Raw genomic sequence first — 20,845 nt, 5'->3', positions numbered from 1 at the left:
CATGTTGATCTTCGTGCAAAGACACTGGGTCCCCGCCTTCGCGGGGATGTCGGCCTGACTGGTGAAGAACCTGGCTTGCGGTGGGCACGTCGGCCATCAGGCAAGATCCCTCGCCTGCGGCTCGGGATGACAATGTCATTTCTTCCTGTCATTCCGAGCCCGCGCAGCGGGGGAGGAATCTGCTCCTTCGGCAGGGCATCCCGACGACGGCGGCAAGATCCCTCGCCTTTGGCTCGGGATGACGCAATGGCAGCTGCGCGCTGCGCGCGCAGGCCATTGCGTCACTTCACCCGGCTGACGTACTCGCCCGAGCGGGTGTCGACCTTGATCACCTCATCCTGGCCGACGAACAGCGGCACGCGGACCACGGCCCCGGTTTCCAGCGTCGCCGGCTTGCCGCCCGTGCCGGCGGTATCGCCCTTCACGCCGGGATCGGTCTCGGTGATCAGCAATTCGACGAAATTCGGCGGGGTCACGGCGATCGGATTGCCGTTCCACAGGGTGACCACGCAGGTCTCCTCGCCCTTGAGCCACTTCTCGGCGCCGCCCATGCCGGCCTCGTCGGCCTGCACCTGCTCGAAGCTCTCCGGGTTCATGAAGTGCCAGTACTCGCCGTCGCTGTAGAGGTACTGCATGTCGGTGTCGACCACGTCCGCGGCCTCGACCGAGTCGGTCGACTTCATGGTGATTTCCTGCACCCGGCCCGACTTGATCAGGCGGTAGCGCACGCGGGTGAAGGCCTGGCCCTTGCCGGGCTTGACGTAGTCGGTCTCGGTGATGATCGCCGGTTCGTTGTTGACCAGGATCTTCTGGCCGTTCTTGACGTCGTTCATGCCCAAACTGGCCATGGGGTCTCCTGCTGGGCCGCCCGCGGGCGGCTAGAATGGTGGGAATCGAGGGTCCGGCGCCGCCGGGCCGAAGAAATCTGACCGCCAATGATACCTGCTGCCCCCGCCCGGCTGCAGCCGCAGGGCTGGCAGCAGCACTGGCGCGACGCCATCCGCGAGCCCCGCGAACTGCTGGCCCTGCTCGGCCTGGACGGCCTCGCCGGCGTGGCCGATGCCGCGGGCCCCTTCCCCCTGCGCGTGCCGCGCGGCTTCGTCGCCCGCATGCGCCGCGGCGATCCGGACGATCCGCTGCTGCGGCAGGTGCTGCCGCTGGACGAGGAGTCGCGGATCGTGCCCGGTTTCTCGCTGGACGCGGTCGGCGACGCCGGGGCGAAGGCCGGCCACGGCGTAATCCACAAGTACCGGGGCCGTGCCCTGCTGGTCGCCACCGGCAGCTGCGCGGTGCACTGCCGCTACTGCTTCCGCCGCCACTTCCCCTATGCCGAGGAGACCGCGGCCGCCAGCGGCTGGCGCGAGGCGCTGGCGGCGATCCGCGACGACGACTCGCTGCACGAGGTGATCCTCTCCGGCGGCGACCCGCTGTCACTGGCCACGCCCAAGCTCGCCGAGCTGACCGAGGCGCTGGCCGGCATCGCCCACGTCCGCCGGCTGCGCATCCACACGCGGCTGCCGGTCGTCCTGCCCGAGCGGGTCGACGACGCCCTCGCCGCATGGCTGCGCGCGCTGCCCTGGCCGGTCGCGATCGTGGTCCACGCCAACCACGCCAACGAGTTCGACGCCGCCGTCGACGCCGCCATGGCCCGCCTGCGCGCCACCGGCGCGACCCTGCTCAACCAGGCGGTGCTGCTGCGCGGGGTCAACGACACGCTCGACGCGCAGGCCGCCCTGCACGAGCGCAGCTTCGCTGCCGGCGTGCTGCCCTATTACCTGCACCAGCTCGACCGCGTCGCCGGCGCCGCCCAATTCGAAGTGCCCGACGACGAGGCGCTGGCGCTGCACGCCGCCATGCGCGCGCGGCTGCCCGGCTACCTGCTGCCGCGACTCGTGCGCGAGGTCGCAGGAGACGCATCGAAGCGTCCGCTGTGACCCCCTCGCGATGGACGACGACGCCCGGCCCGTGGCATAAACCCCGGTTCCACCGGAGGACAGCATGTCGAAAAAGCCCGACAACGCCCTGCGCCTGCTGATCGTCGACGAGCGCGTCGAGGACGCCGAAGCGCTGGTCAGCGGCCTGCGCAACGCCGGCATCGCCGTGCGCCCGGTGCGCGCAGCCACCGCCGACGAACTCACCACCGCGCTGTCGGGCCCCGCCGACCTGGTGCTGGCCGCGCTGGCCGCGCAGTCGCTGCCGTTCGAGGACACCATGCAGCTGGTCACCGGCAGCGGCAAGGACCTGCCGGTGATCGCGATCGCCGAACGCCTCGAGGAGGCGCAGTACGACGCCGTGCTGTCCGCCGGCGCGCGCGCCGTCGCCCTGCGCCACCGGCCGCAGCAGGTGCTGTCGCAGGTCCACAACGAATGGGCCGACCTGGAGGCGCGCCGCGCCCAGCGCCGCCTGGAGGCGCGCGTGCGCGAGACCGAGCGCCGCTGCGACGCGCTGATCGAATCCTCGCGCGACCCGATCGCCTACGTGCACGAGGGCATGCACATCCGCGCCAACGCCGCCTACCTGGAGATGTTCGGCTACGACAGCTTCGAGGACATCGAGGGCATGTCGCTGCTGGACATGGTCGGCCCGCAGCACGTCGAGGACTTCAAGCAGTTGCTCAAGTCGCTGGCCAAGGGCGACCCGCCGCCGCCGCGCTACGAACTGGAGGCGCGCGACCTCGAGGGCAACGCCTTCCCGGCGTCGATGGAGTTCACCCAGGCCCAGTACGAGGGCGAGACCTGCCTGCAGCTGGTGCTGCGCCGCCAGGAGTTCGACCCGGAGCTGGCGCAGGAGCTGGAGGAACTGCGCCAGCGCGACCAGGTCACCGGCCTGCTCAACCGCCCGACCTTCCTGCGCTCGCTGGAGGACGCGGTCGACGACGCCGGCCAGAACAACGGCCAGCACGGCCTGCTGATGATCGCGCCCGACCACTACCACCGCCTGCTGCAGGACATCGGCCTGGACTCGGCCGACGCGCTGCTGGCCGCGATCGGCGAGCGGCTGCAGGCGGTGCTGCAGGACAAGGCGCTGGCCGGCCGCGCGATCGGCGCCCGCTTCTCCGAGCACACCCTGGCGGTGCTGCTGCGCGGCAGCGACTACGCCGGCACCTCGGCGCTGGCCGAGCAGATCCTCGCCGCCTTCTCCGCCGACGTGTTCTCGATCGGCACGCGCTCGAGCGTCATCACCGCCAGCATCGGCGGCGTGCAGATCGGCGAGAAGATCGCCAGCGTCTCGCAGGTGCTGGCCAAGGCCACGCAGGGCGTGGAGTCGTCCAGCGACGTCGGCGGCAACCGCTTCGAGGTCTTCGACCCGGCGGCCATGGACCGCGCCGAGGAAGAGCACGTGCGCGCCTGGGTGGCGCGCCTGCGCGAAGCGCTCGACAACCAGCGCTTCGTGCTGCACTACCAGCCGATCATCAACCTGCAGGGCGACACCGGCGCGACCTACGAGGCGCTGATGCGGCTCGATCCCGGCGACGGCCAGCTGATCCTGCCCGGCAACTTCATGCAGATCGCCGAGGAGCACGCCCTGCTCGGCGAGATCGACCGCGCCGTGCTCGGGCAGGCGATCGCGGTGATCGGCCAGCGCATCCAGGCCAGCCGCCCGACCACGCTGCTGGTCAAGGTCAGCCAGGCCGCGCTCGACGACCCCGGCCTGGCCGCCTTCATCGGCGAGCAGCTGGCGGCGCACGGCGTCCCCGGTGAGTACCTCGTCCTGCAATTGCCCGAGGCCAAGGTGTTCACCCACCTCAAGGCGACCCAGGCCTTCGCCGAGGCGATCGGCCGCTACGACTCGCGCCTGGCGCTGGAGCAGTTCGGCGTCGGCCTGGATTCGTTCCAGCTGCTGGCCCACCTCAAGCCGAACATGCTCAAGATCGACCGCAGCTTCATCGAGGACCTGCCGCGCAACGAGGAGAACCAGACCCGCGTCCGCGACATCGCCAAGCGCGCGCGCGAACTCGGCATCCGCACCATCGCCGAATACGTGCAGGATGCGGCCAGCATGTCGATCCTGTTCTCGTCGGGCGTGGACTATGTGGAGGGGCACTTCCTGGCGACGTCGAGTCCGGTGATGAACTACGACTTCGAGTGAAGCCGGGAATCGGGAATCGGGAATCGGGAATCGAAAAACATGACGCTGTCATCCCGAGCGCAGCGAGGGATCTTGTTTCCGGCCTGCGGATGCCAGATCCCTCGCTGCGCTCGGGATGACAAGGCCTCGCAAGCTGCCGGATCCCCGATCCCCAAGCCATAAAAAGGCCCGCCGAAGGCGGGCCTTTCGATTGCAGCTCTGCGACCAAGATCCACTCAGGCCACCACCCCCTGCCGCAGTGTCTCCGGCTGCGCATTGCGCAACGCGGCGATGCGCTCCTCCAGCGGCGGGTGGCTCATCAGCAGCCGCTTCAGGCCGTGGCCGATGCCGCCGCTGATGCCGAACGCGGCAATCTGCTTGGGCAGCGTGTTCTGACCGTGGTTCTGCGCCAGCCGCTCCAGCGCGGCGATCATCTTCGGCTTGCCGGCCAGCGCGGCGCCGCCGGCGTCGGCGCGGAACTCGCGCTGGCGCGAGAACCACATCGCGATCATGCTCGCGAACAGGCCGAAAATCATGTCGAGCACGAACACGACGGCGAAGTAGGCGATCCCGCCCATGTCGCGCCCCATGTAGTTGCTCAGCGCGCGCGCCACCACTCGCGCCAGCACGATCACGAAGGTGTTGAGCACGCCCTGCAGCAGGGCCATGGTCACCATGTCGCCGTTGGCGACGTGGCTGACCTCATGCGCCAGCACCGCCTCGGCCTCGTCGCGGTCCATCGCCCGCAGCAGGCCGGTCGACACCGCGACCAGGGCGTTGTTGCGGTTGGCGCCGGTGGCGAAGGCGTTGATCTCGGGCGCGTCGTAGACCGCCACCTCCGGCATGCCGATGCCGGCGGCCTGCGCCTGCCGGCGCACGGTCTCGACCAGCCAGCGCTCGACCTCGTTGCGCGGCTGCTCGATCACCTGCGCGCCGCTGAAGCGCTTGGCGGTCCATTTCGACAGGAACAGCGAGATCAGGGAGCCGCCGAAGCCGAACAGCGCGGCGAAGACCAGCAGGCCGGCGAAGGTGGACGGGGTCACGCCGAAGATCGCCATGACGATGCTGACCAGGGCCAGCACCGCGAGGTTGGTGAGCAGGAACAGGGTGATGCGCTTGAACATGGTCGTGTCTTTCCTGGCGGGCGTCGTCGGGCGCCCGTCGCAGGGATCGATTATGGTTGCGCAAGGTGAAATTCAAGTCGCATGCGCCGGCATCGCCCCGCGGAGCGTGCGTCACCAGCCGTTCCATTCAGTCGCCGTCCATGCCCGATCCGTTCCCGCGCCCACCCTACCGCGGCCGCTTCGCCCCCTCGCCCACCGGCCCGCTGCATTTCGGGTCGCTGGTGGCCGCGCTGGGCAGCTGGCTGATGGCGCGCCGGGCCAAGGGCGCGTGGCTGGTGCGCGTGGAGGACCTCGATCCGCCGCGCGAGGTTCCCGGCGCGGCGCAGCGGCAGTTGCGCACGCTGGCCGCGTTCGGCCTGCACGGCGACGGCCCCGTGCTCCACCAGCGTGCGCGCGGCGCACTGTACCAGGCGGCGCTGGACCACCTGCTGGCCAGCGGCGACGCCTTCGCCTGCCACTGCAGCCGCGCCGCGCTGGCCAAAAGCGGCGGCGTCCACCGCCGCTGCGTGCCCGGCGCCCAGCGCGACGATCCCGCCATCCGCCTGCGCGTGCCCGACGGCTGCGTGATCGCCTTCGACGACGCCCTCCACGGCCGCGTCCGCCAGGACGTGGCCAACGAGGTCGGCGACTTCGTCCTGCGCCGCGCCGACGGCCCATGGGCCTACCAGCTGGCGGTGGTGGTCGACGATGCCGCCCAGGGCATCACCGACGTGGTCCGCGGCGCCGACCTGCTCGACTCCACGCCGCGGCAGATCCTGCTGCAGCAGTTGCTCGGTTTGCCGACGCCGCGCCATGCCCACCTGCCGCTGGTGCTCGACGACGCCGGCCACAAGCTGTCGAAATCCGCGGCCGCCCTGCCGGTCGACGACGACGCGCCCCTGCCCGCGCTGCGCCGCGCGTGGCAGGCCCTCGGCCAGACCGAAGCCTCGGTCGCCGCGGCGGCGGACGTGGACGCCTTCCTGTCGTCGGCCATCGCCTCCTTCGACCCCTCGCGCATTCCGCGCGCGCCGGCGCCGCTTCACGCCGCGATGCACAACGCATCCGTCGCAAACGGCGACTAGACTGTCGCCGGTGCCGCGGCAGCGGCGAAACGGAGTGGACGACATGACGACACGCGTGGCTCTGGTGACCGGCGGCACCGGTGGCATCGGCACGGCGATCTGCAAGAAGCTTGCGGACCAGGGCCACAAGGTGGCGACCAACTACCGCAGCGAGGAGAAGGCGAAGGCCTGGCAGGCGCAGATGAAGGCCGACGGCTACGACTTCGCCCTGGTCAAGGGCGACGTCACCTCGCCGGACGAGGCCGAGGCGATGGTGCGCGAGGTCGAGAAGACGCTCGGCCCCATCGACATCCTGGTCAACAACGCCGGCATCACCCGCGACGGCACCTTCCACAAGATGAGCGCCGCGCAGTGGGGCGACGTCATCAACACCAACCTCAACTCGGTGTTCAACGTCACCCGCCCGGTGATCGAGGGCATGCGCGGGCGCAAGTGGGGCCGGATCATCCAGATCAGCTCGATCAACGGCCTCAAGGGCCAGTACGGGCAGGCCAACTACGCCGCCGCCAAGGCCGGCATGCACGGCTTCACCATCTCGCTGGCGCGCGAGAACGCCAAGCTCGGCATCACCGTCAACACCGTCTCGCCCGGCTACGTCGCCACCGACATGGTGATGGCGGTACCCGAGGAAGTCCGCGCCAAGATCGCCGCCGACATTCCCACCGGGCGCCTGGGCAAGCCCGAGGAGATCGCCTACGCCGTGGCCTTCCTGGTCGACGAGCAGGCGGCGTGGATCACCGGCTCCAACCTCGACATCAACGGTGGGCACCACATGGGGTGGTGAGGCGGGCTCCCTCCCGGTCGTCATCCCGGCGAAAGCCGGGATCCATTTGCGGTTCCCGGCGCCATTGAACGGCAGGATCAGGATGGATCCCGGCTTTCGCCGGGATGACGGCAGGAAGGCTGGGGCTGCACCGCGAAAGGCCGGCATCGCCGGCCTTTTTGCTGCGCCGGTCACCGCCCGGACCCCGGCGTATGTTGCGCAGCATGTTCCGGCGACCGCCGCGGACTGCAGCCGGCCCGGCGGCGCTGCCTCCTGAACCGGCCGGCTTGCAAGCCGTGCTGCGCTGCGCCATGCTGCGCGGCACCATCACTTGAGCATTTGCTCCATGGCCGCGACGCGCATCATCAAGAAGTATCCCAACCGCCGCCTCTACGACACCGAGATCTCGAGCTACATCACGATCGAGGACGTGCGCCAGCTGATCGTCGACGGCGAGGAATTCGAGGTGCGCGACGCCAAGTCCGGCGATGACCTCACCCGCTCGGTCCTGCTGCAGATCATCGCCGAGCATGAGTCCGACGGCGAGCCGGTGCTGTCGACCCAGTTGCTCAGCCAGATCATCCGTTTCTACGGCGATTCGCTGCAGGGCTTCATGGGCAACTACCTCGAGCACTCGATGCAGGCCTTCCTGGACCAGCAGCAGCAGTTCCGGCAGCAGATGGGCGGCCTGCTGGGGCAGACGCCGTGGGCGATGATGAACCAGCTGACCGAACGCAACATGGACCTGTGGAAGGAATTCCAGAAGAACCTGATCGGCAGCGTCGGCCAGAAGCCGGACCCGGATCGCCGCGGTCGCTGACCGCCCGCGCCCGCCGCCCGCCGCAGGGGAACCGCGGCCGGCCTCCCTCCTTCTCCCGCATCCAGCCAACACCATGAGCAAACGCACGGCCGTCGTCACCGGCGGCATCGGCGGACTGGGCACGGCCATCTGCGTCGCGCTCGCCCGCGCCGGACGCAGCGTCGTCGCCGCCGACCTGGGATCGAACCCGGAGCGAGTCGCGCGCTTCGAGCACGAGGTCGACGGCCACGACATCCGCTTCGCGCCGCTCGACGTCTCCGACTTCGACGCCTGCGGCGCCTTCGTGGACGAGGTGCAGGCACGGCACGGTTCGCTCGACATCCTGGTCAACGCCGCCGGCATCACCCGCGACACCACGCTGCGCAAGATGGATCGCGTGCAGTGGGATTCGGTGATGAACGTCAACCTCGACAGCGTGTTCAACCTGTGCCGGCACGCGGTCGACGGCATGAGCGGGCGCGGCTTCGGCCGCATCGTCAACATCAGCTCGGTCAACGGCCAGACCGGCCAGTTCGGCCAGACCAACTACTCCGCGGCCAAGGCCGGCATGCACGGCTTCACGATGGCGCTGGCGCGCGAGGTGGCGCGCAAGGGCGTGACCGTCAACTCGGTGTCGCCGGGCTACTGCGAGACCGCGCTGGTCGCGGCGATCCCCGAGGACATCCGCCAGGGCATCGTCGACAAGGTGCCGGTGGGCCGGCTCGGGCAGCCGGAGGAGATCGCGCGCACCGTCGCCTTCCTCAGCGCCGACGACGCCGGCTACATCACCGGCGCCAACATCCCCGTCAACGGCGGGCTGTACATGGGGTTCTGATACCCACTCGCGTTCAATGACATGGCACGTAGGTCGGGGCTACGCCCCCGACGCCCGGCGATCGGCGGCCACGGCGTCGGCCACGTAGGGCCGACCTACGACCGCGAAGGGAGCGCCTGAAGGCGCTACAAGATGGCCACGTTCATTGCTTGCAGAACCGCTGGCGGTACTCCAGCGCCTTGGGCATCAGCGACTGCAGGTTGGCGATGCGCGTGCCCGGGTTGGGATGCGTCGAGGAGAACTCGGGCGGCGCCTGGCCACCGCTGGCCTCGCTCATGCGCTCCCACAGCGGCACCGACTCGCGCGGGTCGAAGCAGGCCGCGGCGGCGAGCATCAGTCCGACCTCGTCGGCCTGGGTCTCGTGCTTGCGCGCGTACGGCAGCAGGTAGCCGTAGCCCATCGCGGCCATGATCATCTGCTGCTGCTGCGGATCCATGCCGCTCATCGCGCCGGCCATCTGCCCCACCTGGCTCAGCTTCTGCTGCGCCATGCGTTGCGCGCCGTGCCGCAGCAGGGCATGGGCGATCTCGTGGCCCATCACCACCGCCATCGCGTTCTCGTTCTGCGCCACCGGCACCAGTCCGGTGTAGACCGCCATCTTGCCGCCGGGCAGGCAGAAGGCGTTGGCCTGCTCGGACTGGATGACATTGACCTCCCATTCGAAGCCGCGCGAGAACGTGGGCGCCGCCTGGTTGTGCTCGGCCGCCAGCGCCGCCTCGACCTCGGGCACCTTGGCGATCAGCCGCTGCGCGATGCTGCGCACCTGCTGCGCGATCTGCGAATTCGGATCGACCGGCCGCTCCTGCTGCAGGATCTCCTGGTAGGCCTGCAGGCCCAGCGACTTCTCGTCCTCGATCGACAGCGACTTGTCGATCAGCACCGACTCGCCGGTGACCGCGTCGATCGACTGGTTGGAGAAGTAGTAGTAGACGCCGTAGCCGGCGAACAGCAGCAGGATCAGGAAGCGCGGATTGATGCCGCGCCGGCGCGCGGAGGGCTGTTGCTGGCTTCCGCCGAAAGGATCGCGTCGCATCGTGTCGTTTCTCCAGGCCTTACAAATCACGCACCACGCGGAAACCGATCCGCGCATTGGTGGTATCCACCGATGCCGGGGCCCGCCACGCCGAGCGCGTCTGCGCCGGCGAACTCGCCCAGGAGCCGCCGCGGATGACCTGGTCGCGGCAGCCGGGATTGACCCAGGCCGAGCCGTCCTTCGGCGCCCGCCGGTAGCTATGGTGCCAGCAATCGGCCACCCATTCGCTGACGTTGCCATCGAGGTCGTGCAGGCCCCATGAATTGGCCGCCATGCTGCCGACCGGGGCCGGTCCCCAGTGGCCGTCGCCGTAGTCGGGGAACGCGTTCGCCCAGGTCCGGCCGGCGGGGGAACGGTCGTTCGCGCCGGTGGTGTTGGCCTGCCCCGGCGACGGCGGCCCGTCGCCCCAGGGATAGCGGCCGCTGCCGCCGGCGCGCAGCGCGTATTCGAACTCCGCCTCGCTCGGCAGGCGATAGCGCCGGCCGGTCTGCTCGGCCAGCCATTCCACGTAGGCCTGGGCGTCGCGGGCGCTGACGTGCAGCACCGGCAGGCCGTCGTCGGCCGGCACGCCGAGGTAGTCCGAATGCCAGCCGACGCCGCTGCGGCGCACGAAATTGCCGCTGCGCTCGTCGTAGACCATCGAGAAGCCGCGGCGTTCGGCGCGGGTGCGGTGCCCGGTGGCCGCGATGAAGCGGCGGAATTCGCCAACGGTGATCTCGCGGATCGACATGCCGAAGCCGCGCCCGAAGCGGATCGGATGCGCGGGCCGCTCGTAGTCGCTGGCGTCGCGTTCGCCGTCGGCCGCGCCCATGGTGAACGCGCCGTGCGGCACCACCGCCATCTGCGGGCCGCGGCCGCCGGTCTGCAGCGCGTCGGTGAACACCTGGCCGGGCGCGTACAGGCCGTAGTGCACCGCCAGGTCGATGCGCTCGCGCAGTTCGGCCGCGGCCGGGTCGCCCGGGCGCGCGATGCGCAGCATCTCCACCAGGTGGCGGCGCGCGAGATCGACGCCGCCGAACTTCGGCAGCGCCGCGATGCCGAGGTCGCGCAGTCGCGTGACGCGCGTGGCGCGCAGTTGCGCGACGCGGGCCAGCGCGTCAGTCACGGTTTCCATGCCCTCATCCGGGCGCACTTCCGCCGCGTGCGCCAGCCAGCGCTGGGCGAGCTCGAAATCCGCCGCCTGCGCCGCGTCCTCGGCGCGCCGGATCAGCGCGCTCTCGACCGCGGCCATGCCCTGCCGGGCGCGCGGCTGCCGGGGATGCAGTTCGAGCGCCTCGCGGAAGGCGGCCAGCGCGCCGCCGCCGGTTTCGCCGAGCGTGCCGGCGGCGAGCGCCTTCTCGCCGGCCTCGTTGAGCGCCCGGACGCGCTCGGCGAGGTCGAGCCGCTGCAGGAAGTCGACCACCGCCGCGTCTTCGGCATCGACCGTGCGCGCCACCGCCGCCAGCTGCGCGGCGCGCCGCAGCGCCTCGATGTCCTCGTCCGCCCCGGTGAGCGCCTCGTCGCCGCGCGCCAGCACCCGCGGCAGCGCACGCTGCAGGCCCGCTTCCGCGAACCGGGCGTGGTCGGGCAGGGTCGACAGCGCGAGATAGATCGGGATCGCGGCGTCCGCATCCTCGTGCAGGCGGCCTTCGGACAGCGCGGCCGTCGCGCGCCGGCGCAGTTCGGCCGCGTTCTCCTCCGTGGCCTCGACCGCCGGCACCGGCCAGGTCAGGCCCGCGGCGTCGCGGTCGTCGCCGCTGATGGTGACGCTGCCTTCCGCGGCGTCCGCGGACGCCGCGTCTTCCTGCGGGCGGGCGCCGTTGCCGGCGTCGCGCGTGCATGCCGCGCAGAACGCCGCGCAGAACGCCAACGCGATCCAGATTCCACGCAAGCCAGGCTCCCTCGATAGCATCCGTACCAGATTAAGCCATCGCGCCAAGGCGCGCGAAACCCGGTGGATGCGGCACTCCGCACCGCTTCAGGATTGCCACGACGACCCATGCGCCGTTAGGCTGCGGCCCCATGTCGTCATCGCCAGCGCTCTGGGTCACCGACCCCGCCCTCCTCCAGACCCATCTCGCAAACGCCGGCAAGCGCGTCGCGGTCGATACCGAATTCATCCGCGAGCGGACCTACTGGCCGCAGCTGTCGCTGGCGCAGGTCGCGATCGAGGTCCCCTCGGCCGATGCGCCGACCATCCTGCTGCTCGACATGCTCGCACCGGGCATGACCGACGCGCTCGGGCCGCTGCTGGCGGACACCTCGATCCTCAAGATCATGCACAGCGCGAGCGAGGACCTGGTCGCGTTCCAGCACGCCTGCGGCGTGGTCCCCGACCCGCTGTTCGACACCCAGATCGCCGCCGCGCTGGCCGGCGTCGGCGCGGGCCTGGGCTACCAGCGCCTGGTGCAGGACCTGCTCGGCATCGCGGTCGACAAGGGCGAGACGCGCTCGGACTGGATGAAGCGTCCGCTGTCGCCGGCGCAGCTGGCCTACGCCGCGGACGACGTGCGCCACCTGTTCGCCGTGCACGACGCGCTGGACGCGAAGCTGCGCGCGCTCGGGCGCGACGGCTGGTTCGCCGAGGACTGCGCGCGGATGGTCGACAACGCCCGCAGCGACGACGGCGAACGCTGGCCGCACCTGTCGCTGCGCAGCGCGCAGTTCCTCGACGACGACGGCCGCCGCCGCCTGCTGCGCCTGCTGCGCTGGCGCGACGTGCAGGCGCGGCGCAGCGACCGCCCGCGCAACTGGGTGCTGGACAACGAACTCGCGACCACGCTCGCGCGCGAAGCGCCGCGCGACCGCGGCGAGCTCGAACGCCTGCTCGACGCGCACCCCAGGTCCCCGCGCAAGCTCGCCGCCGCGATCTGGACCGCGCTCGACACGCCCCTGCCGGACGAGGACGACGCGCCCGCGCCGCGCACCAGCGAACGCGACCGCAAGGCCCTGCGGCGGCTGCAGGACGCGGTGTCCGCGCGCAGCGTCGAACTCGGCCTGCCCGACGGCGTGCTGGCCTCGCGCCGCTGGCTGGAGACCCTGCTCGACGGCGAGGACTGGCCGGGCGTGCTCTCGGGCTGGCGCCGCGCCGAACTCGAACCGTCGCTGTCGCCGCTGCTGGAGGTGGCTGGCGAGGCCAGCGCGACATCCGTATAATCGCCGCCTGCCGTGGGGCCATAGCTCAGCTGGGAGAGCGCGTCGTTCGCAATGACGAGGTCGGGAGTTCGATCCTCCCTGGCTCCACCACCATTCCAGAAGCCGCCTTCGGGCGGCTTTTGCTTTCAAGGGGGTTGGGGCCTGTCATCGATGCGGGCGCCCCCGCCCGACTTAATCCCGTGCGCTGACAGGGCTTCAGGCACACCTTCCCGCCTGTCGTTCGACCGAAGCCTGTCATTTCGACCGAAGGGAGAAATCTCCGCAACGCCGAAGCCCGACCGTCCTGTCGAGACCCCTCCTGCAGCTGTTTCCGGTTCGCATCCCCGGGCCGGAGATTTCTCCCTTCGGTCGAAATGACAGGTCGGATACCGGAATGACAGGTTGCGGTCCCCCGCTTCGGGACCGTGCCGCCTGATCGGGAATGACGATTCGTGTCTGGACCGGAATCGCTCTTGTCCGGACTCCGCTTCAGCTGGCGACAGGCCGGCGGCGGCTATGCTGCCGACGCTTCCCGCCCGCGACCCGCCATGCGCCTGCCCGCCCGCCTTCCCTGTCGTTCGTTTGTCGCCGGCCTGCTGCTCGCCGCACTCGCCGCCTGCGGCGGCCGTGACGCGACCCGCGCCGATCCGCCGCCCGCCCCGGCCGTCGTCGCACCCGCGCCGCAGGCTCCGCCGCTGCGCATCGGCTTCGCCCTCGGCGGCGGTGCGGCCAAGGGCTTCGCCCACATCGGTGCGATCAAGATGCTCGAGGCCAACGGCATCCGCGCCGACGTCGTCGCCGGCACCAGCGCCGGCAGCGTGGTCGGCGCGCTCTACGCCAGCGGCATGGATCCATTCCGCATGCAGGAGCGCGCGATGGCGCTGGACGAATCCACGCTGCGCGACGTGCGCCTGTTCTCCGGCGGGCTGGTACAGGGCCAGGCGCTGCAGGACTACGTCAACGGCGAAGTGGGCCGGCTGCCGATCGAGCGCATGAAGAAGCCCTTCGCCGCCGTCGCCACCCGTCTGGACACCGGCGACCGCGTGGTGTTCGTGCGCGGCAACACCGGGCAGGCGGTGCGCGCCTCGAGCAGCGTGCCGGGCGTGTTCGAGCCGGTGCGCATCGGCGAGCGCAGCTACGTCGACGGCGGCGTGGTCAGCCCGGTGCCGGTGGACGCCGCGCGCCAGCTCGGCGCCGACCTGGTCATCGCCATCGACATCTCCAGCAAGGCCGGCGGCCGCACGCCCACCGGCATGGCCGGCATCGTCAACCAGTCGATCACGATCATGGGCCAGACCCTCGGCCGGCAGGAGCTGGCGCGCGCCGACGTGGTGATCCAGCCGCAGGTCAACGAGATCGGCCCGGTCAGCTTCGAGCAGCGCAACGCCGCCATCCTCGAAGGCGAACGCGCGGCGCTGGCGGCGCTGCCGCAGATCCGCGCGAGGATCGCCGCCGTCGAGCAGGCGCGGCGCGACGAGGCGACGCAACAGGCGGCCGTCCAGGCCGCGGCGCAGGCACCGGTCGACATCGACTGCGGCGACAGCTGGGTGCGCCGGCTCAACCCGTTCGCGAAGGACAAGCCCTGCGGCTGAGTGCGCTTGATCCATGTCAAGCGCGTTGCACTCTCCCGCCCGCAAGGCAGCATCCGCGCGCCGGGATTGATCTCGATCAATGGTCGCCGCAAGGCCCGGTTCCACGATGGCTCCAGACACCACGGAGCACATCAGGAGCCTCCCATGAAACTGCTGCAGACAAGCGTACTGGCATCGGCCCTCGCGCTCGCGGCCGCCGCCGGCGCACCCTCGCCCGCGCACGCCGTCGACGCGCTCGAACTCGTCAACGCGACCCTCGACCAGGCCTCCGACCTGGCCGCCCTGCCCCGCCAGCAGGTCCAGCTCAAGCGGCCGCCGTTCGTCCACGACCACGACCAGGTCGCCAAAGGCGGGCCGAAGGTGGTGCAGTTCACCCTGCCGATTGTCGAGGAGGAAATCGTGATCGACGGCGAAGGCACGAAGATGCACGCGATGACCTTCGGCGGCTCGATCCCCGGCCCGCTGATGGTGGTGCACGAGGGCGACTACGTCGAAGTGACCCTGGTCAACCTCGCCAGCAACGCGATGCCGCACAACATCGACTTCCACGCCGCGACCGGCGCGCTCGGCGGCGGCGACCTGACCGTCATCCAGCCCGGCGAGGAAGTCACCCTGCGCTGGAAGGCCACGCGCCCGGGCACCTTCGTCTACCACTGCGCCCCGGGCGGCCCGATGACGCCGTGGCACGTGGTCGCCGGCATGCACGGCACGATCATGGTGCTGCCGCGCGACGGCCTGAAGGACGGCGACGGCAAGCCGCTGCGCTACGACCGCGCCTATTACGTCGGCGAGACCGAGTTCTACATCCCGCGCGACGCCAACGGCAACTTCAAGTCCTACGCCTCGCACGCCGAATCGCTGCCCGACACGCTCGCCGCGATGAAGGGGCTGGTGCCTTCGCACATCGTCTTCAACGGCGCCGTCGGCGCGCTGGCCGGCGACAACGCGATGACCAGCAAGGTCGGCGAGACGCTGCTGCTGGTGCACTCGCAGGCCAACCGCGATACCCGTCCGCACCTGATCGGCGGCCACGGCGACTACGTGTGGGAAGAAGGCAAGTTCAACAACGCCCCGCTCAAGGACCTCGAGACCTGGTTCATCCGCGGCGGCTCGGCGGGCGCGGCGCTGTACACCTTCCACCAGCCCGGCCTGCACGTGTACCTCAACCACAACCTGATCGAGGCGGTACTGCTCGGCGCGGCCGCGCACATCAAGGTCGACGGCGACAAGTGGAACCACGACCTGATGACGACGCCTTCGCCGGTCGGGGCGATCAAGCCGGACACCGATCTGTCGCTGCCGGTCGCGAAGTAGTCCCGTAGCATCTGCATCGCCGAAAACCGTCCCCGCGCAATGCGGGGATGGCTTTTTTTGCATCCGGATTTCAGCGATGGAGGTTCGGCGCGTGCATGCCGCGCGCCTCGCCCACACTCGAGCGGCAAGAAGGTCGATAGAGAACCGGCGCTCGCTACCCGCTCCCCGCTGTCCCGGCGATGCGTTCCAGCAGGAAGTCGATGAACACGCGCGTGCGCAACGGCATATGGCGATTGGCCGGATACAGCAGCGAGAAGGATCTTGTCCTGCCGGCATGACTCCGCATCACCTCCACCAGGACACCACGGCGCAGATCCTCCTCGACCATGAAGCGCGGCACCTGGATCAATCCGCCGCCGTGTCGCGCGAGCGTGATGGTGGCGAGCAGATCGTCCGAACAGCGCAACCCGCCCCCCGCCGGCACGTCGACATCCACGCCTTCCCGCCGGAACAGCCAAGGCACGCGCTGTCCGCTGCTCGGCAGGTCGAACTGGATGCATTCGTGTCCTGCCAGGTCTTCCAGCGTGGCGGGCGTTCCGGCGTCGGCAAGGTAGCCGGGTGCGGCGACGACCACCAGCGGATCATCCAGCAATCGACGCGCGACAAGGCCCGAGTCCGGCGGATTCCGGCCGCGCACCGCCAGGTCGAAGCCCTCTGCGACGAAATCGATGTTCCGGTTGCTCACGTGGACGTCCAGCGCCACGTCCGGATAGCGCTGCCGGAACTCCGGCAGCAGCGGCAGGATGCGCAGGTGCGCCAGGGGCGTGGGCAGGCTGATGCGGATCGTGCCCCCGGGCCGCACCTGCCGGCCGCTCAGTTCGCGCTCCGCCTCGACCAGTTGGGTCAACGCCTGCCGGCAGCGGGCGTAGTAGGCCTCGCCTTGTTCGGTCAGGCGGATCCGCCGCGTGGTGCGCGCGAACAGGCGGGTCCCGAGGCGCGACTCCAGGCGCGCGATCGTCCGGCTCACGGCGGCGGGCGTGACCCCGGCGCGCCGGGCCGCGGCGACGAAGCTGCCGTGCTCGGCCGCGAGACAGAACAGCTCCAGGGTCCCGAGCATCAGATCGTCCAGATGGCGCGACATGCATTCACTTCATGTAATGAATGAAGTTGATTATGGGCCATTTATTGACTCAGAAGTCCTGAATAGCATCGTCGGCGACCCCTTCCCGGACCCGTCCATGAAGCTCTACTACGCGCCAGGCACCTGCTCCCTCGTCCCCCACATCCTCCTGCGCGAGACGGGCACCCCGTTCTCGCTGGCCAGGGTCGACCTGAAGCGCCACCTCATCGAAGGCGAAGGCGACCTGCACGCGGTGAATCCCAAGGGGAAGGTCCCCGTCCTGGAACTGGCCGACGGGCGCCGCCTCACCGAGGGCCCGGTCATCGCCCAGTTCATTGCCGAGCGGGCCGGGGACCGCGCGCTGCTCCCGGACACCGGCGATCCGTCCCGCTACCGCGTCCTGGAGTGGCAGGCCTATATCTCCAGCGAACTGCACAAGTGTTTCAGTCCGCTGTTCAACCCGGCGCTCGACCCTGCCAGCAGGCAGGTGTTCCTGGCCGAACTGCGGCGAAAGTTCGTCTGGATCGATGCGCAACTGGCGGACCGCGGCTTCCTGCACGGTTCGCACTTCACGCTCGCCGACGCCTACCTGTTCACCGTCGCGGGCTGGTCGCGCCTTGTCGGTCCGGACCTGGCCGACCTGCGCCATCTCCAGGACTTCCTCTCCGGCATCGCCGCCAGGCCCGCGGTGCAGGAGGCCATGCGCGCCGAGGGGATGCCGGCATGAAGGCATGGACCCGCGGCAAGGTCGCGCAGCGGCTCGGCCTCGTCCGGCCGATCGTGCAGGGTCCGTTCGGCGGGGGCCTGTCCTCCGTGGACCTGGTGGTGGCGGTGTCGGAGGCCGGCGGCCTCGGATCGTTCGGTGCGCATCACCTGGATGCCGCCGGCATCGCCGGCGTGGCGGCGGCGATCCGCGCCCGGACGAACCGTCCGTTCGCCCTGAATCTCTGGCTGCCCTTCGAAGACAGCGACGATCCGCCGATCGACGACGACGCCTACGCGAACCATGCCGCACTGCTCGCGCCGTACTACGCCGAACTGGGCATCGATCCGCCGCCGCGTCCCGAACGCTTCACGCCCCGCTTCGAAGACCAGATCGAAGCCCTCCTCGACGCGCGCCCCGCCGCCTTCAGCTTCGTCTTCGGCGTGCCGCCGCCGGCGATCCTGGACCGCTGCCGAACGCTGGGGATCGCCACCATCGGAGCGGTCACCACGCCGGACGAAGCCATCGCGCTCGACCGCGCCGGCGTCGACCTGATCGTCGCCACGGGTTTCGAAGCCGGCGGTCATCGCGTCTCGTTCCTTCGCCAACCCGAGGACTGTCTGACCGGTGGCCTGTCGCTGATCCCGCAGGTCGCCGATGCGGTGCGCGCGCCGGTGATCGCTGCCGGCGGCATTGCGGACGGGCGTGGCATCCTCGCCGCGCTGTCGCTCGGCGCGCAGGCGGCGCAGATCGGCACCGCGTTCCTTGCCTGCGACGAGTCGAACGCCAGCGCGCTGCATCGCGAACGCCTGTTCGGGGACGAGGCGAAGCGCACCGGGCTGACCCGCGCCTTCAGCGGTCGCCTGGCGCGCGGACTCGTGAATCCGCTGATGACGCGGATGCGCGGCCGGGAGAACGCGCTGCCTCCCTATCCGGTGCAGAGCTGGCTGACCGGCGCCATGCGGCAGGCCGCCATCGCCCAGGGGCGCGCCGACCTGATGCCGCTGTGGGCGGGGCAATCGGCGCCGTTGCTGCGGCATCGAAGCGCGTCGGCGCTTACGGCAGCGCTGATCGATGAGGTGGAGGCGCGATTGCTGGGCGATTGAACGCTTCCCATGGAACTCGTCCCTCATCCACGCTGCCGGACGCCACCTCCGCATTGTGCAGGCGGCTTTCCCAGCAGTGTGTTCCCGCGAAGCGCTCCGCAACGTCCGGCATAGCCGGCAACAAAGGGGACCAACAAAGGCAACAGAGGGGACGGAGGGAATTAAGCGGGCTTTCCCCTTGCATCGCTCCTCATTTCACACCCCCGCAATGCCGCCGGCCGATACATTGATACCAGACTCCACCCGGCCTCTAACACGTCGCTTCGCGCACATACGCCCTTGCCAAACGTCCCAAGGCCGGTTAATTGCCTCCTTCCCCTTTGGCACGCCCTTTGGCAATCCCGCTCACCAGCCAAGCAAATAGAACACCCCGAAAGGATGGTGCGTCCTCGCTATGAAGTACATCTGTGCGAAGACCAGCAGCGCGGCGACATAGCAGACCGCGCGTGCCTGCGTCGTCCGCCCGCGGCGCAGGGCGAACACGCCGAGCACCACGTACACGACCAGCAGCGCGACCTTCACCGCCAGCCAGCCGTTGGCGTACAGCGCGCCGGGGAGGATGGTGAGCAGCATCATCGCCGCGGTCAGCAGCGCGGTGTCGATGGTGTAGCTGAGGTAGCGTACCGGCGCCGCACCGGGCCAGCGCGCGCCGGCCAGCAGCAGCGCGCCGCGCAGCGCGAACAGGCTGCCGCTGAGCAGGGCGAGGCCGATGTGGGCGTGCTTGATCTGCGGGTAGAACTCGATCATCGATTCACCGATGGTAGCCGTTGGACACCGCCCGGAACCCCCTGGACACTCCTCATCCAGGCTTGCCGTCCACGCGCGGCGACAGGTAGATCGCGCCGATCCGCAGCACCCACGGCGACAGCACCAGCAGCCAGCCGATCGCCGACAGCGCCTGCCACAGCAGCACGTCGGGCATCACCTCGGCGGCGATTCGCATCGCCGCGACCGCCTGGATGCCGACGAAGGCGAACCAGGCCAGGCCGTACATCCTCAGCGGCCGCCCGGAGTGGCCCTGCGTCACCCGGCTCACCATCGCCACCAGCAGGCTGCCGAACAGGCCGATGAACAATGCGTGCGCCGGCGCGCGGCCGAGCAGGAACTCGTCCGATCCGAGAAACACCAGGCTCTGCGCCGAGAACAGCAGGAACGTCACCGGCCACCACAGCAGGCCGACGAACAGCACCCACAGCAGCCCCGGCGCGGCGCCGCGCGGCCACCAGCGCCACAGCACGTACAGCGAGAGCGCCAGCATCGGCAGGTCCACCAGCCACAACCATCCGTAGGCGTGCAGCAGTTCCAGCACCAGGTGCGCCATCGCCAGCAGCCAGACCGCGGCCAGCACCCACATCGGCCGCCATGCGACGTAGCCGGGCACCGCGTTGCCGGCGAAGAACGGGAACATCCGGTGCGCGACGGTCAGGTACACCGGCAACAGCAGACCGAAGGTGCCGAGCTTGATCCCGCCCAGCACCCACCACGGCGAGCCGGTGGCGAGGAACAGGCCGAAACAGAGCACGCCGGCCAGCCCCAGCAGCATCGCCGCGAAGCACGAGCGCGCGTGCCAGGTGCGGCCGCGCTCGGCCAGCACCAGCCGGCCGAGGATCCACACGCCGCTGCCCCACCCCGCCAGCGTCATGAACAGGCCCACGACCAGCGCCACCTCCAGCCCCAGCGCGCCGAGCAGCATCATCGCCTGCCCGCCGAACATGCCCACGCCCACCGGCACATAGCGCCAGCGCGGCACCTCGGGCAGGCCCATCCAGCGCGGGAACACCGTCAGCAGGAAGCCGAAGAAGAAGCTGGGCAGCACCTGGTACTGCATCACGAAAGCGTGCAGCCAGCCGGGATACGTCGCCGCCTGCGGCACCTGCAGCAGCCCCGGCCAACGCTGCGCGGCCAGCCAGGCCGCCCACCATGCCATCGCCAGCAGCACGTTGCCGGCGCCGATGAAGAACATCAGCCGGTGCGGGGCGGCGGCCAGCAGGCTCGGAGAAGGCGCGGGAGCGGGCGTCGTCATGCCCGGCATCTTCGTCGAAGGGAGCGCTTCGGGCGTTGACGCAGGTCAAGTCGCGGGCGCCGCTGGCCGGAGGATTGCCGCGGCTGTTGATCGAGCACGCTCGGCGGCCTGTCGCCGCGAACGCCGTCAGGCGCTTTGCCTGTCATCCCGAGCCGCAGGCGAGGGCTCTGCCGTGCCCGCACCGTGCGGACATGGCCGGACAGGAGATTCCTCACCCGCTTCGCGGGTTCGGAATGACATGCGGGTTGGA

The 20,845-nt window shown here is 70.2% G+C and carries 18 protein-coding genes and 1 tRNA gene; 12 read left to right on the top strand and 7 right to left on the bottom strand.

Annotation, left to right across the window (positions count from 1 at the left end; all coding sequences use genetic code 11):
* Positions 1–281: 281 nt before the first annotated feature.
* A complete protein-coding gene (gene efp / locus FQY83_RS01400; protein ID WP_146384434.1) occupies positions 282–848 on the bottom strand; it encodes an elongation factor P in 567 nt (188 codons plus the stop codon).
* A gap of 87 nt (positions 849–935) precedes the next feature.
* Here efp and epmB point away from each other — a divergent pair, with 87 nt between their 5' ends.
* Both epmB and FQY83_RS01390 read left to right on the top strand, forming a co-directional pair.
* The gene (gene epmB, locus FQY83_RS01395) at positions 936–1,934 is read left to right on the top strand and encodes an EF-P beta-lysylation protein EpmB (protein ID WP_146384432.1); all 999 of its coding nucleotides are present in this window, start codon (positions 936–938) and stop codon (positions 1,932–1,934) included.
* A gap of 64 nt (positions 1,935–1,998) precedes the next feature.
* A complete protein-coding gene (locus FQY83_RS01390) occupies positions 1,999–4,089 on the top strand; it encodes an EAL domain-containing protein (RefSeq protein ID WP_146384430.1) in 2,091 nt (696 codons plus the stop codon).
* Between the two features lie 215 nt (positions 4,090–4,304).
* Here the strand turns inward: FQY83_RS01390 and htpX are convergent, their stop codons facing one another.
* Positions 4,305–5,192: a protease HtpX gene (htpX, locus tag FQY83_RS01385; protein ID WP_146384428.1), complete on the bottom strand. Its 888-nt coding sequence runs from the start codon at positions 5,190–5,192 to the stop codon at positions 4,305–4,307.
* 140 nt (positions 5,193–5,332) lie between these two features.
* Between htpX and gluQRS the strand changes: the two genes are divergently transcribed.
* The 4 genes from gluQRS to phbB (FQY83_RS01365) all read left to right on the top strand — a co-directional run bounded on the left by gluQRS (position 5,333) and on the right by phbB (FQY83_RS01365) (position 8,650).
* On the top strand, positions 5,333–6,253 hold the full coding sequence (gene gluQRS, locus FQY83_RS01380; RefSeq protein WP_146384426.1) for a tRNA glutamyl-Q(34) synthetase GluQRS: 921 nt from the start codon (positions 5,333–5,335) through the stop codon (positions 6,251–6,253).
* Positions 6,254–6,296: 43 nt separating this feature from the next.
* Positions 6,297–7,037 (top strand): beta-ketoacyl-ACP reductase, encoded by a 741-nt coding sequence (gene phbB / locus FQY83_RS01375; RefSeq protein ID WP_146384424.1) that lies wholly within the window; start codon positions 6,297–6,299, stop codon positions 7,035–7,037.
* A gap of 325 nt (positions 7,038–7,362) precedes the next feature.
* Positions 7,363–7,836 carry a polyhydroxyalkanoate synthesis repressor PhaR gene (gene phaR / locus FQY83_RS01370; protein WP_146384422.1) on the top strand — a complete coding sequence of 158 codons (474 nt, stop codon included), beginning with the start codon at positions 7,363–7,365 and terminating at the stop codon, positions 7,834–7,836.
* A 73-nt stretch (positions 7,837–7,909) separates the two neighbouring features.
* Positions 7,910–8,650, top strand: a complete 741-nt coding sequence (gene phbB, locus FQY83_RS01365) for an acetoacetyl-CoA reductase (RefSeq protein WP_146384420.1) — start codon at positions 7,910–7,912, stop codon at positions 8,648–8,650.
* A gap of 142 nt (positions 8,651–8,792) precedes the next feature.
* Here the strand turns inward: phbB (FQY83_RS01365) and FQY83_RS01360 are convergent, their stop codons facing one another.
* Positions 8,793–9,683: a M48 family metallopeptidase gene (locus FQY83_RS01360; protein WP_146384418.1), complete on the bottom strand. Its 891-nt coding sequence runs from the start codon at positions 9,681–9,683 to the stop codon at positions 8,793–8,795.
* 19 nt (positions 9,684–9,702) lie between these two features.
* Positions 9,703–11,574, bottom strand: a complete 1,872-nt coding sequence (locus FQY83_RS01355; RefSeq protein ID WP_146384416.1) for an SUMF1/EgtB/PvdO family nonheme iron enzyme — start codon at positions 11,572–11,574, stop codon at positions 9,703–9,705.
* 110 nt (positions 11,575–11,684) lie between these two features.
* Between FQY83_RS01355 and rnd the strand changes: the two genes are divergently transcribed.
* From rnd to nirK, 4 genes are all read left to right on the top strand, one after another.
* Positions 11,685–12,818, top strand: a complete 1,134-nt coding sequence (gene rnd / locus FQY83_RS01350) for a ribonuclease D (RefSeq protein ID WP_146384413.1) — start codon at positions 11,685–11,687, stop codon at positions 12,816–12,818.
* Positions 12,819–12,832: 14 nt separating this feature from the next.
* Positions 12,833–12,908: transfer RNA gene (locus FQY83_RS01345), tRNA-Ala, on the top strand.
* Positions 12,909–13,345: 437 nt separating this feature from the next.
* Positions 13,346–14,389, top strand: coding sequence for a patatin-like phospholipase family protein (locus FQY83_RS01340; RefSeq protein ID WP_146385289.1), 1,044 nt, complete (start codon positions 13,346–13,348; stop codon positions 14,387–14,389).
* 144 nt (positions 14,390–14,533) lie between these two features.
* Positions 14,534–15,703 (top strand): copper-containing nitrite reductase, encoded by a 1,170-nt coding sequence (nirK, locus tag FQY83_RS01335; RefSeq protein WP_146384411.1) that lies wholly within the window; start codon positions 14,534–14,536, stop codon positions 15,701–15,703.
* A gap of 154 nt (positions 15,704–15,857) precedes the next feature.
* Here nirK and FQY83_RS01330 read toward each other — a convergent pair whose 3' ends face one another.
* Positions 15,858–16,784, bottom strand: coding sequence for a LysR family transcriptional regulator (locus tag FQY83_RS01330; RefSeq protein ID WP_146384409.1), 927 nt, complete (start codon positions 16,782–16,784; stop codon positions 15,858–15,860).
* A 97-nt stretch (positions 16,785–16,881) separates the two neighbouring features.
* Between FQY83_RS01330 and gstA the strand changes: the two genes are divergently transcribed.
* Positions 16,882–17,490 carry a glutathione transferase GstA gene (gene gstA, locus FQY83_RS01325; RefSeq protein WP_146384407.1) on the top strand — a complete coding sequence of 203 codons (609 nt, stop codon included), beginning with the start codon at positions 16,882–16,884 and terminating at the stop codon, positions 17,488–17,490.
* The gene (locus FQY83_RS01320) at positions 17,487–18,572 is read left to right on the top strand and encodes an NAD(P)H-dependent flavin oxidoreductase (protein WP_146384405.1); all 1,086 of its coding nucleotides are present in this window, start codon (positions 17,487–17,489) and stop codon (positions 18,570–18,572) included. The genes gstA and FQY83_RS01320 overlap by 4 nt, the downstream gene beginning before the upstream one ends.
* Positions 18,573–18,917: 345 nt before the next feature.
* Here the strand turns inward: FQY83_RS01320 and FQY83_RS01315 are convergent, their stop codons facing one another.
* Positions 18,918–19,319: a SirB2 family protein gene (locus FQY83_RS01315; protein WP_146384402.1), complete on the bottom strand. Its 402-nt coding sequence runs from the start codon at positions 19,317–19,319 to the stop codon at positions 18,918–18,920.
* A 52-nt stretch (positions 19,320–19,371) separates the two neighbouring features.
* Positions 19,372–20,595: an NnrS family protein gene (locus tag FQY83_RS01310; RefSeq protein ID WP_238333363.1), complete on the bottom strand. Its 1,224-nt coding sequence runs from the start codon at positions 20,593–20,595 to the stop codon at positions 19,372–19,374.
* Positions 20,596–20,845: the final 250 nt, after the last annotated feature.

This window comes from Luteimonas marina (assembly GCF_007859325.1).
GTDB lineage: Bacteria > Pseudomonadota > Gammaproteobacteria > Xanthomonadales > Xanthomonadaceae > Luteimonas > Luteimonas marina.
Note: the sequence above shows the minus strand (reverse complement) of the source record. Positions and strands in the feature narration are given on the sequence as shown.